At 40.4% G+C, this 12,389-nt stretch carries 12 protein-coding genes and 2 pseudogenes; 9 read left to right on the top strand and 5 right to left on the bottom strand.

The features are described 5' to 3' along the window. The coding region (locus AACW45_RS31685) for a hypothetical protein (RefSeq protein WP_190630003.1) at positions 1–570 on the top strand (570 nt) is incomplete at its 5' end. Here the strand turns inward: AACW45_RS31685 and AACW45_RS31680 are convergent. Both AACW45_RS31680 and AACW45_RS31675 read right to left on the bottom strand, forming a co-directional pair. Continuing rightward, complete coding sequence (locus AACW45_RS31680; protein ID WP_190630032.1) at positions 542–712, bottom strand: hypothetical protein; 171 nt, start codon at positions 710–712, stop codon at positions 542–544. The genes AACW45_RS31685 and AACW45_RS31680 overlap by 29 nt on opposite strands. A 380-nt stretch (positions 713–1,092) precedes the next feature. After that, positions 1,093–1,455: a DUF6876 family protein gene (locus tag AACW45_RS31675; protein ID WP_190630001.1), complete on the bottom strand. Its 363-nt coding sequence runs from the start codon at positions 1,453–1,455 to the stop codon at positions 1,093–1,095. Between the two features lie 370 nt (positions 1,456–1,825). Here AACW45_RS31675 and AACW45_RS31670 point away from each other — a divergent pair, with 370 nt between their 5' ends. From AACW45_RS31670 to AACW45_RS31660, 3 genes are all read left to right on the top strand, one after another. Beyond that, positions 1,826–3,193, top strand: a complete 1,368-nt coding sequence (locus tag AACW45_RS31670) for a DNA cytosine methyltransferase (protein ID WP_242045593.1) — start codon at positions 1,826–1,828, stop codon at positions 3,191–3,193. 116 nt (positions 3,194–3,309) lie between these two features. After that, the gene (locus tag AACW45_RS31665) at positions 3,310–3,549 is read left to right on the top strand and encodes an SNF2-related protein (protein ID WP_242045592.1); all 240 of its coding nucleotides are present in this window, start codon (positions 3,310–3,312) and stop codon (positions 3,547–3,549) included. Then, complete coding sequence (locus AACW45_RS31660) at positions 3,543–4,289, top strand: SNF2-related protein (protein ID WP_242045591.1); 747 nt, start codon at positions 3,543–3,545, stop codon at positions 4,287–4,289. The genes AACW45_RS31665 and AACW45_RS31660 overlap by 7 nt, the downstream gene beginning before the upstream one ends. Before the next feature lie 954 nt (positions 4,290–5,243). On the opposite strand, the gene AACW45_RS31655 is transcribed toward AACW45_RS31660, so the two are convergent. Both AACW45_RS31655 and AACW45_RS31650 read right to left on the bottom strand, forming a co-directional pair. Continuing rightward, the gene (locus AACW45_RS31655) at positions 5,244–5,522 is read right to left on the bottom strand and encodes a type II toxin-antitoxin system RelE/ParE family toxin (protein ID WP_313933742.1); all 279 of its coding nucleotides are present in this window, start codon (positions 5,520–5,522) and stop codon (positions 5,244–5,246) included. 14 nt (positions 5,523–5,536) lie between these two features. Beyond that, positions 5,537–5,884, bottom strand: a complete 348-nt coding sequence (locus AACW45_RS31650) for a type II toxin-antitoxin system Phd/YefM family antitoxin (RefSeq protein WP_190629997.1) — start codon at positions 5,882–5,884, stop codon at positions 5,537–5,539. Positions 5,885–6,441: 557 nt separating this feature from the next. Between AACW45_RS31650 and AACW45_RS31645 the strand changes: the two genes are divergently transcribed. The 5 genes and pseudogenes from AACW45_RS31645 to AACW45_RS31625 all read left to right on the top strand — a co-directional run bounded on the left by AACW45_RS31645 (position 6,442) and on the right by AACW45_RS31625 (position 10,970). Further along, complete coding sequence (locus AACW45_RS31645) at positions 6,442–6,879, top strand: AAA family ATPase (RefSeq protein ID WP_242045590.1); 438 nt, start codon at positions 6,442–6,444, stop codon at positions 6,877–6,879. Between the two features lie 128 nt (positions 6,880–7,007). Further along, positions 7,008–7,319: a hypothetical protein gene (locus tag AACW45_RS31640; protein WP_190629995.1), complete on the top strand. Its 312-nt coding sequence runs from the start codon at positions 7,008–7,010 to the stop codon at positions 7,317–7,319. A gap of 131 nt (positions 7,320–7,450) precedes the next feature. Further along, positions 7,451–8,164, top strand: a pseudogene (locus AACW45_RS31635) (hydrogenase); the annotation flags it as partial. 96 nt (positions 8,165–8,260) lie between these two features. Continuing rightward, positions 8,261–8,770: pseudogene (locus AACW45_RS31630) on the top strand (nickel-dependent hydrogenase large subunit); the annotation flags it as partial. A gap of 640 nt (positions 8,771–9,410) precedes the next feature. Further along, positions 9,411–10,970, top strand: coding sequence for an AAA-like domain-containing protein (locus AACW45_RS31625; protein ID WP_190630025.1), 1,560 nt, complete (start codon positions 9,411–9,413; stop codon positions 10,968–10,970). 195 nt (positions 10,971–11,165) lie between these two features. On the opposite strand, the gene AACW45_RS31620 is transcribed toward AACW45_RS31625, so the two are convergent. After that, positions 11,166–12,305, bottom strand: coding sequence for a DUF3800 domain-containing protein (locus AACW45_RS31620; RefSeq protein WP_242045589.1), 1,140 nt, complete (start codon positions 12,303–12,305; stop codon positions 11,166–11,168). Positions 12,306–12,389 lie beyond the last annotated feature (84 nt).

The raw sequence follows: 12,389 nt of genomic DNA, 5'->3' as shown, positions 1-12,389 counted from the left end.
CCTGCCTATTGGCGCGAAAGTGACTTACAAAAATATATTAGCGATCGCTTAAAAGAACGTGGATTTCAAACTCAATTGGAAGTTTCTGCCAATGGTGGCAGAGCTGATATTGTCACTAATTGGCAGGGTGGAGCGATTATCGAGTGCAAAAAGTACCTTGATCGCAATACTATTTATCAAGCTGTGGGGCAACTCAACCTTTACGGACTAAATAATACACACAGGCTCATCGTCATGGGCTTTCTCACGCCCGATGCTCGTGAACAGCCATCAGCACTGAAGACAGCTTCAATGGTTGAGCAAAATCCCCGTATACAAGTAGTATTCGTAAATACTGAAGAAGAATGGCTTCCCGGCAATCAAGTACGAATTGGTTTTGGGAATTTCCAGTTTTGGAATTTTCGGCTGACGCAGTTGCCAAACTTCAAGGATTGGCGTTGGTGGTTAAATCTGTCCAAAGCTAACCCCTTAATTCTAATTCTGGCAGGTTCGTTGTTTTTGGGAGTCTTGCCAGAACTGAGAAAATTAACTCCTGCTACTGTCATACAGCAGACTCAGCAGCAACCATAATTTCAACTAACCCACACAGAGAACGAATCGAATAGTAGACTTTGGAATATAACCGTTCGGAATAATCGCTAACCGCATATTCGCCTAAAACCGAGTTATCTATTGTTTGGAAATTAGTCGCTGATTGTTTACGTGTCGCCATAATTAAAATGTCCTGAATTCTTCATTTTTCTACTGGCGTTAGCCTTATTAAAACCATGCGTAATCATCATCGGCTAATAAATCGGCTCGTTCCTGATAATCCAGATAATCGATTTTCAACTGCCGCAAATCTGTATCTGATGCCAAATTTTGCAGGTCTTGCATAATCTCTCGAACGTGATTTTCTTCGCTAACACCTGAATAGTAGGTTTTGATCAATTTGTGAGTCCAGCCACACATGCGGCTCTGCCGCCGAGTGGACTGGCGAACCCGGAGAGTCAGCCTTCGTCATGAATTGTTCTATATTTGTGACAAATATTTGCTCTTTGCTAATTGCTTGTACCATAATTATTCCCTCAATATTCACAACTTTGATGCGGCTTAATATTCACTGGGGAGCATGAGAATTGTTTCTACCAAATACAGTTTTATGTGACCGAGCAAAAAATCCGTGTATTCGATTTCTTGGCGTAATACTTCTTGCTTTGTATCCCACTCACAAGTCAAAATGCCAGAATTATTCTCAACTCGTAAATGCCAGATTTGAAATTCTCTTAAGTTAGGATTGGAGAGAAATTGTTTCGTTTGGTGTGAGAAAATTGCATCCAATAGCCAGTAGCTGCTTGTTTCTTCGGCTAAGTATTTGATACCTTCTGTATATTTCAAGCCGAGCCAGTGTTTGTAGAGAGTAGTTGAACCGGTAAATTGGTTGAGTTCGGCTTCTATTTGATGTGGTGTTTTCATGTTTGAAAATTCCTGATTTTACAAACTTCACACTTCCAAAGGCGTGAGCCGTAAAATGAAACTGCTGGCAATAGATACCAGCAGTTAAGGAATTTTCTTTGATGAGGAATTGACAGTTGTGATTTATTAACTTTAATAAATTCTTCGCAAAAGCCTTGTGGATAATCAAAAACTACTGTGTAATTCCAAGTATTGCTGTAATCATCTAATCGCCATCCCGTAGCTGGAACTGATAATATCTAAACTAGATTTAAATTAAAAATATAAAATATTTTTATCTATTCAAATAACTAATGATAGTAGCACAAGTGTGAAATGATTCTAAAATAGATAGAAGCACATAAAATCTTACTTATTTGACTTAATTATGATGTCAATAAATAAGGACTTAGTAGTTAGTTTATTTTGTGGAATTGGCGGATTAGACCTGGGGTTTGAATCTGCTGGATTTGAAGTAGCAGTTTCCATCGATAATAATCCTAAAGTTTTAGAATTATATAGACTGAATTTCCCCAACACGTTAGTTTTATGTCGAGATATTGGGGATATTTCCGCAGCAGAAATTAGGGAACTTATTCAAAATAAATATCCAGATTGGGATGGGGAAATTACCGCAGTAATTGGCGGACCACCTTGTCAAGGTTTTAGTGTTACTGGCAAGCAAAACCCCGACGATGATCGCAGTCAATTAGTTATAAAATTCATCAATTTGGTCGTCGATCTCAATCCGACAATGTTCGTGATGGAGAATGTTCCTGCGATTGAATGGAAGAAGTTTTCTGAGATTACTGGTAATGCGATCGCTCTTATAGGAGAACACTACATCCTATCCAAATGGTTGCTCACAGCATCAGATTATGGTGTACCCCAAAAACGACAACGAGCAATTTGGGTAGGGTCAAAGTTTGGTGAGGTTATTACGCCTACTGAGAGTGATAAAAAGTTTAGCGTGGGAGAGGCGCTCGCTGATTTAACCCACATTCCTATCAATTCGCAAACTGACACCTGGGAACTGACTCAAAAGGGCGAATATGCTGAATATTTGGACAAAATCTTCCCTTACGTTTCAAACTCCCCGAATACCATTAGCGGATGTCAGGCAACAGCACATACTCCAGCTACTCAACAGAAATATGGTGATACTATTCCTGGGGAGAAAGAACCGACGACGTGGGCTTATCGTTTGTCAGTTTCGGGGTTGTCCCCGACATTACGTGCTGGAAGTGGGAATCGAACAGCAGCGCGTCCTATCCATTATCAACATGCACGGGTGATAACGGTTCGTGAGGCTGCGAGGTTGCACAGTTTTCCTGATTGGTTCGATTTTGGTACAAGTAAGCTGGCTGCTCACAAGGCTATAGGGAATAGCGTTCCACCTTTGCTTGGTTATGCCATTGCTTCTCAGGTATTGGCGCATTTGGAAGAACAGCAAAGTTTCTCCTTTGCAGACGTTACGCGAACAACGATTATTTTGCGATGTCCGGGGACAACTTGCTTTGTGTTTAGGCATTTGCTGGACTTACAAACCCTTGAAGCGTCGGTTGATTTGCTAATTTTTCACTTAATGGGGCAACAGTCAGGAAAACAAAATTGCGGGACTACTGGGTTGCTTGATGTGGAAAATATCAAAGTTGGTAACGAGCGATCACCTCCGTTAAAGTCTTGTATCAAAAATAATTGCCACCCCAGATTCTCTGACAAAATAAATAGAAATTACTGTCCAGACATTTGCCAATGACTGATAGTTATTCGTTTAAATTTGAGGATTAAGAAGCCAGCGTAGCCCTCAAAAATCGCCAGTTTAGTTCCCTAGACAGCTATGAAGCCAGGTTATCCCTATTCAATCTGTCCATATTGGCTGACTACGACCAATTAGTTTGTTTGCCGGAACTCGCTAACATCGATAAACACTGGTATCAAATAAAAACTGCTAAAAAAGTCATCAAGCAGTTTGGTGGTCGGGCAATGCTCTCGGATGAGTTGGGTTTAGGAAAAACCATTGAAGCGGCGATGATTTGTAAAGAGTATTTACTGAGAAATCAAATCAAGTCGTTGTTAATTTTAACTCCTGCCACCCTCGTCTCCCAATGGTAACAGGAACTGCAAGAAAAGTTTATAATTTGGTGGAATTATTTAATTTGCTGACTTTACTCAAACCGGGATTATTAAAAACAGGAGCCCAATTTAAACGGGAATATGTGGGTTCAAAAGATGTGAGAGTTCCTAAAAATCCAGAGAAATTACGAAAATTGATGCGGGAAGTCATGGTGAGAAATACCCGTTCGGTTGTCGATGTGAAACTACCAAAACGTTTCGCTTCCACAATTACCGTCCAACCCACAGTAACCGAGAAGGAATTATATCAAGCCCTGAATCAATATTTACGCACATCATCCCAACAAAAAACCATCGATAAACTAACTCGAAATAACCTCCTCATGAGTGCGGGTTCGAGTCCAGTAGCATTGGTTAATTCCCTGGAAAAATTATCGGAACGTTTAGAAGATTCCCAAATTCGATTACTGCAAAAACAAGCGAACAGCATCAAACAATTTGAGAAAACCAGAATGTTGGTTGACTTATTAAAAAAATCGACACAGAAAACATTAGTATTTGTCAATAATCTTGCCACCCAAACCTATCTATCGGAATCCTTAAAAGCGAGTAAAATCGAACACAGTCAATTTCGCGGAGATATGTCCCTCACAGCCAAAGATACAGCGATCGCAGATTTTCGGGAACTCGTTCCCGTAATGTTAGCAACGGAAACGGGGGGAGAAGGACGCAACCAATATATCTCCGGTGTTGCAAATAAACGCATTGTTTCCATGTAAAACATGTGCCAATGGGAATGAGTATTTTCCAGGTGACGCTTCCATAAGGAATTCTCTTTATTAGCTGTCATCCCCGCGAAAATCAACTGTTTTTGCACATCGGGTAAATCAGAACAGAAATCGATAACAGCATCACCATCTAAGCTGATGTGGACAAATTTTTCTGACCATTCCTGGATATGTTGAGCGAATTTAAACCCATCTTGTCCTTGCTCCTGTGCCAACAACCATTCCCACTCCAACAAACAATGAGTTATGGCTCCTTCTAAATGAATCCCGTCATGAATTTCCATCCAGTCAGGTATACCATCGGAAATTTCGTTTTCTGCTTCTAATAAACTGATAGCAAAACCATCGTCATTACTAAAGCGATTCTCAAAAGCTGTTTTTACCAATGGCTTCATTTTTTTGGCGATCGCTTCCAAATCTTCAACAAAAGTATAATTATCAAAATAAGGTTCTTTCCAGCGTTCCTCTTGGGCTATGTACTTCCCCTCTTCCTGGGATGCTTCCCAAATAATCTGATTCCATTCTCGCCATAATTGCGACCAAGTTTGGGATAATTTTGCGAGGGAAGTAGGCTGTGTTTTGGCTGTTTTTTCCGGTTCGACTGTTTGAGATGAAGCGATAATTTGAGTTAAAGTTGATTTGGTATCCGGTTGGAGTTTGGCAAAAACAGTCAATTCCTGTTCATCGGATAAAACGGTAAATAATTCATCGAGTAGCTGGGAAATTTCCGTTTCGGTGAGTGCCTCAAAGATGCGGGAAGCAAGAGAGGTTTTTGGTTTGATATTACCCTGAGAATTATTTTGACTCTTTTTTGCCATCTCGGTAAACATCCCTTTGCACTATACAAATAGACTATTTCAAGCGGGGGTAACGAGGATAGTTGAGCAAACATTATTTAACAAGCGATGCTCTTGAACATCGCTTGCATAGTGGTGGAAGAATATTTTACTCGGAAAATACGCGTTCGATATCCCTTGACTGATGGAAAATCCTAACTACTTCAATACCATCATCAAGCTTGATATAAAACACAGTATAAGGCTTTACAGGAAAACTCCTGAGTTTCGAGCCTAAATCATCTCGCATTTGTCCCATATCTGGGAACCGAGCTAACATTGGTAAACGGTTTAAAATATTTATAATCTGCTTGTCTGCCACAATTTGATTATTTTGAGTAAGATACACCCAAATATCCTCCAAGTCTTGCTCTGCGAGTTGGGAGATTTTGTAACGATTAATTAACCTTGGTCTCGATTGAGTTTGCGTTGTCCTCGCTCTTTAATGGTTTGCAGCAAACTTGGTAAAGACTCGTCATCGTATTCCCTAAACTGCCCATTCTGTAACTGTTCTACACCCAAAGCAATATCGCGCTGCAATGCTTCTAATTTGAGTTTGTGTACTTCAGTTTCCAAAGTTTCTAAGCGCTGCATCATCTCCTGAAAACTACTTGCATCTTGGATGACAATCTCTGCTCTACCGTTAACGGTAAGTACCAGTGGGGATTTTGTTGTCTTAATTTGTTCGATGAACTGTTTGACGTTGCGCTTGAAATCTGTAAGTGGGTGAATATTTTCGAGGTTAATCATACAATCAAATATTTAATTTCGTATTAAATTAAGTCCTAATTAAGTATTTTAGTAGATTTTATATGGGATTTCTGATCCTGTGGCTGGACGGGAGAACATGGCTAAGAATCCTATAGAACTTAGAAGACACAAATACTTCCAGATCAGTTGACAAATCGCTCAGTTGGATAATAGTCGGGTGATTTGAGCGCAGGTTGGGGGAGAAATCACACCATCACCCTTGGACGATTCCAGGTTTTTGTGAAACTTCTCACTGCCAGCGAGCAGATTTACTGAAGTGATTTTGGGTTGGTACTTGACTTCTCCCTCATAGAGACGCTAAAAGCGAACAATCAGTTGCGGTTTTGAATCTCCGACTGATAGCGCAGCTTAAAGCCAACGGCATAGCTTCTGGTGCGTCGGAACGAGCGTCTTGATTCTGACGGATGTATTCTTCTTCAAAGTTGGCTTTAAGTAGCCAGCATTTGTCTGTATTGAAATATTTAAAACACTTTTGATAGGTTACTTTGGGTTAAAACTGCTGCAACCTATTACAAAAACCCTGCTTTTGGTTTTCTATGAAAGTTGAGTCTATCCGGATCAACAACTTCAAGCGTTTAGACCGCATTGAAGTATCTTTTAAAAATCAAACTCTCAACACAATCAGCAACCGCTTTTTGGTGTTGGGGGATAATGGTACTGGAAAGACAACTTTACTCCAGGTGATGTCAGAGACAAGCCGCTTCGCGTCTACGCACTTTCCTTGGCACTGGCAACCCGTCAAATTCAACGAGTCGCTGATTTCGATTGGTTGGGGAATATCCCGGACGCTACCAACGTTGGAAAGCGCCGCAAATCGAACTCGAAGTATTATTACAGGGATTTTGATGATGACGATTCTCTACCAAGTGGTAATCTCAGAAACTGGTACATTACGGACGGGGGTAAGCAGATATCGTTGGGTTGGTACTGGGAGAGGAAAGAGATTGAAAATTACCTCATTGACCCCAAGGTAGTACGGCGAGCGCTTCTCTTCTCCCCTTGGGAGACGCGCAAGCGACGAGACACTGCGCGAACGTCGTTCCTCCTCTCTACGAGACGCTCCGCGTTAAGCGTTGGCGCAGCCTCTCCTGCCGAAGAAGCTATGCCGTTGGCGCAGCCTCTTGTAGAGAAGGCTTTACGCAATGACAATTGGGCATTTTTTTACTTGGAATACTCTTACAAGAAAATCTACCGTTGTATTAATGTGCATCTCCCGATGAAGACTTTGGATCAAGCGATCGCAATTCGAGATTGGTTAATTGCGAATAAAACTCCGTTATCTGTCAAAAAAATCCTGACTCAATTTTCTGCTTGTTGTAATTGGGCTGTGAAATCTCAGATGATTGAGGACAATCCATTTGAGGATATGGTGATTAAAGTACCGAAGGGTGACTTTGAGGAGTACCATTCGTAATTAAGCCTTTAGTCTCACCTCTCGAGTTAGTTTTGCCGTTATAGAAAAAAATAGGCACTACTTTAGGCGCGTCATTAATATATAGTAGTAAAACCTTTGCTATACAAGCATCATAGACTTAACCCAAGTGTGAATGGAACCGCTTTGCCGATCGCCCCATGAAAGATTGGTTAACAGAACTCGCCCAAGTTGCCAGTTTTATTGTAGCTGTGGGCGACTGTGCTACATGGGGCGGAATTCCTGCCATGTCACCCAACCCCAGCGATTCTCAAGGGTTGCAATTTCTCAAGCGGGAAGAGGGCGGATTTTTAGGTAAAGACTTCCGCACTAGATCTGGTTTACCTGTAATTAACATTCCTGGATGTCCCTCCCATCCCGACTGGATTAGCCAAATTTTAGTTGCGATCGCTACTGGAAGATTAGGAGACATCACCTTAGACGAACTCAATCGTCCGCAAACCTTCTTTAAAAGCTACACCCAAATCGGTTGTACTCGTAACGTCCACTTTGCTTACAAAGCATCTACTGTTGACTTTGGTCAGCGCAAAGGCTGTCTATTCTACGACTTAGGTTGTCGCGGCCCTATGACCCATTCCTCTTGCAACCGCATCCTCTGGAATCGCGTCTCTTCCAAAACCCGCGCCGGTATGCCTTGTTTAGGTTGCACTGAACCAGAATTTCCCTTCTTTGATTTGCAGCCAGGAACCGTATTTAAAACACAAACAATCATGGGAGTTCCCAAAGAATTACCACCAGGAGTTAAACCCAAAGACTATGCCATACTCACGATGGTAGCCAAAGACATCGCACCATCTTGGGCAGACGAAGATATTTTCACGATTTAGTCAGTGGTCAGTAGTCAGTGGTCAGTGGCAAATGACAACTGACAGCTACCAATTACCAATTAACAACTGACAACTAACAACTAACAACTGACAAATATGACAATTCAAACATTAGATATATCGCCTGTCGGTAGAGTCGAGGGCGATTTAGATGTCCGAGTAGATATAGAAGATGGGTATGTAGTCAATGCTTGGACTCATGCGGAACTCTTCCGGGGATTTGAAGTGATTCTACGCGGTAAAGACCCCCAAGCAGGATTAATCGTCACACCTCGCATCTGTGGTATCTGCGGTGGTTCGCACTTGACTTGTGCATCATGGGCATTAGACACCGCCTGGGGTACAGAAGTCCCGCGCAACGCGATTTTGGCAAGGAATTTAGGGCAAATTGTCGAAACAATTCAAAGTATCCCTCGCCATTTTTACGCACTATACGCCATTGACTTAACCCATAGAAAATATCGCAGCAGTCGCTTCTATGAAGAAGCCACTAGACGCTTTGGGGCGTTTACTGGTACATCTTACGAACTCGGCGTGACTATTGCCGCTAAACCTGTAGAAATTTATGCATTATTAGGCGGTCAATGGCCCCACAGCAGTTATATGGAAATAAATTGAGGAATTGCTTATCTAGTCAGGATTTACCAAGATAGGTGTAATCATTCCCTGGCTTTTCCTTAAATTAGGCTATCAGCTACGCCATAAGTAAAGATCGCCAGCAGCAAATCAATTTATTTTTCTCTGCTAAAAGTTATTTAATTTTCTTCAGATATTACCTAATTTTTCCCTAACCCTAAATTAGCGATGTCTAGCGCAAGTCGCTTTGCGTCTACGCAGTTAAAAAAGTCCAAAACAAGTAGTTACAGCACATTACCAGTTAGTGAGGTACAGATTACCGTTGATTGTAGGGGCACTGGCACTGCCATGCCCCAAAGCGCGTACCTCATTGACCTAAAATATGCTGTAAGTATAATTATTTTCCTTACCTTGAAGTAAAAAGCCGGATTTTTCTCAATTTAAATACGTAAATATGAATATTTTAGTATTAAAATTTACATTTTATTCTAAGTATTCAGGTATTAATTACTTTGTTTGTCAATTAAGCGATCGCTTTTCTCAAATCCCAATATATCAAGCATCATCACCATTTCCTTGGAGAATTATACGCAAATCAGTTAGCCCTTCCTACCTTGCCCCAACCCGAAAATCGTCTAAACTCAAAGTGTCCGCCAACTGCCAAAATCCCATGTCTCGCTGGTTCAACATTGCAGGCCCTTGTCAAGCTGACAAAAACTATATGCTATCCCCTACCAGTCGTCTCCCTGACTGGGAAATTCTGATTCAACAAGAAAGTTATTTTGTGGTTCATGCACCGCGACAAACGGGGAAAACCACAGCAATGTTAGCTCTAGCGCAGCAACTTACCGCAACAGGACGTTATGCAGCAGTAATGGTATCGGTAGAGGTGGGAAGCGCATTTAATCATGACCCCAGTGCAGCAGAATTAGCAATTTTGGGAACTTGGTACGATACAATTGCGATCCGATTACCCAATGAATTGCAAGCACCAGTTCTCACACAAGGGCAAAAAGAAGAACCAGGACGCAGAATTAGGACTTTTTTCCAGGCTTGGGCACAGTCTTGCCCCCGACCTTTGGTAGTATTTATTGATGAAATTGACTCTTTACAAGACCAAACACTAATTTCAGTTTTACGGCAATTACGAGATGGTTTTCCCAATCGTCCAGAAAATTTCCCCTCTTCTGTAGGATTAATCGGTTTGCGGGATGTGCGAGATTACAAGGTTGCATCGGGTGGTAGTGACAGATTAAATACATCCAGCCCTTTTAATATTAAAGTCAGTTCAATTACCCTGAGAAATTTTAATGCGGCAGAGGTGCAAGAACTATATCAACAACATACAGAAGAAACAGGACAAATTTTTACTTTAGAAGCCACAGCAACAGCCTTTGATTTAACTCAGGGACAACCTTGGTTAGTTAATGCTCTGGCTAAAGAAGTTGTGGAAAAAATGGTGAAAGATAGAAGTATTGCTATTACAAAAGAGCATATTTTACAAGCCAAGGAAATATTAATTGCTCGTCAAGATACTCATCTTGATTCTTTAGCTGAAAAACTTAGGGAGAAACGAGTTAAAGATATTATTGAACCCATTTTATCAGGACAAGCATTACCCGATACCCCAGCCGACGATCGCCAATATTTAATCGATTTAGGGTTATTGCGACGCGATCCTGCGGGGGGACTAGTTATTGCTAACCCAATTTATCGCGAAGTAATTCCCCGCGTTTTAGTGCAAGGAACCCAGGATAGTTTACCTCATATTAGTCCCAGTTGGTTAACCCCAAAAGGAGAGTTAAATATAGATGCATTGCTACAAGCATTTCTCAAGTTTTGGCGACAGCATGGAGAACCATTACTTGGTAGCGCTGTTTACCATGAAATCGCCCCCCACATCGTCTTAATGGCTTTTTTGCATCGTGTTGTTAACGGTGGTGGAACCCTGGAGAGGGAATATGCAATTGGTAGTGACAGAATGGATTTATGTCTGCGTTACAAAGATGTAACTTTAGGTATTGAGTTAAAGGTATGGCGGGAGAAAAAGCGCGATCCCCAAACTGAGGGAATTGAGCAATTGGAATCCTATTTAGGGCGTTTAGGGTTGGATTTTGGTTGGTTATTTGTGTTTGACAGGCGGAAAAATGCCCTCCCAATGGAAGAACGTTTATCGACTCAGGTTGTGCTGACGGAAAATCAGCGTCGGATTACTGTGATTCGGGCGTGAGTATTTTGATTGATTGATTTGTTTGTTTGGATATTGAGCGATCGCTTTTCTCAAAGATGTTTAACAGCAAATCTCACTCCTCTAGACTGCGATCGCTTGCTTAAAGTCCATAATCTCGGTGCGTTAAGAGGAATATATCGGCTGAGTAATTATGAGTTGTCATCGGGAACGCAGCCTACAAGATTGGCGATCGCACTATTTATTCTGCGTATTTTTACTTCTAATTTCACGTATCAAGCTCATTTTTGTCAATTCTTCATAACTATCTATTGAATGCAAAAAAGCAATATTCTTTTTGTGAGATTTGTCTATCAAATCTAGAAACAAATCAATACTATTCAATTGTTTCTCAGATAATGAATCAAAATCATTTGCTATTTTCTCGCTTGAACTAGTGTTTATATAATTAGTAAACTTGCCCATCAAACCAACAAAAATATCTGAAGCTTGAATAAGTAAATCACTTTGCGAATCAGCAAAAGAATAGTTTCTGATTTCTTCACCACTATCAACAATTTTGTAGCCCGCAAGAATTTCTGCAATAGCCACCTCATTATCAAAAATGTGGCTTGAATTCTTAAATAAGTAAATAGGTCTTAAATAAAATTGTGAAAAATTATTTAACAAAATGTAGTCTTCTTCATCCATTATAAACGGAAGCGAGTTCTTCTTTTTTGCTTCTTTGAGGATTTGCCTGAGGCTCTCCAATCCAAAGTGAAATTCTTCTTTATCAATATATTCATCGAATATTGAAGTTAGCTCTTCAACGAATGCTAAAATTGACTCCTTTTTGACATTGGGATATTCAAATCTGTAAAATAGCTCGACCACTGACTCGATTTCGAGCTTCACAAGTTTATACAGATCATTCTTTAGGTAATTTGAAAACCTTGGATCTAACTGCATTGCAACTTCTGAGTTCACAATTGCAGAATCAACGATATCGACAATAGACCAGTAAAGAATGTTTAGGCTTGAATAATGGATGTATAAGTTACTATCCAGAAGATAAGTCAAAAAACAGTTCAGCTTTTCGGACTTCATACAGTCAATAAATTCACCTTTAGCAATATGCTTAAGTTTTACTTCTTTAATGTTACTTTGCAAGTTAAGCTTCTTAAATAAAAGTTTAATGTCGGGCTGAACCCCTTCATAAACTAAACCACCTAAAATAAAATTTGAAGTAAACGAGTAATTAAAATCAGTTTCCCGTAGATAAAATTTTCTAATATTATTTGTTTCGTCATAGTAAAAAATAAAGAAGCTTTCAAAGTCTGCTGTTTGTGCAAGCATCTTTGTCATAGCCCTAATATCGCTAACATCAAAATTTATCATTTACCCTCTCCGACTTCGTCTACTTTACGCACAATTATTTATTATACGAAAATATTCTGTATATTTTTTTTCTAAATACTAATA

This window comes from Calothrix sp. FACHB-168, assembly GCF_963889195.1.
GTDB lineage: Bacteria > Cyanobacteriota > Cyanobacteriia > Cyanobacteriales > Nostocaceae > Aulosira > Aulosira anomala_A.
This window is presented reverse-complemented; position numbering and strand designations above follow the sequence as displayed.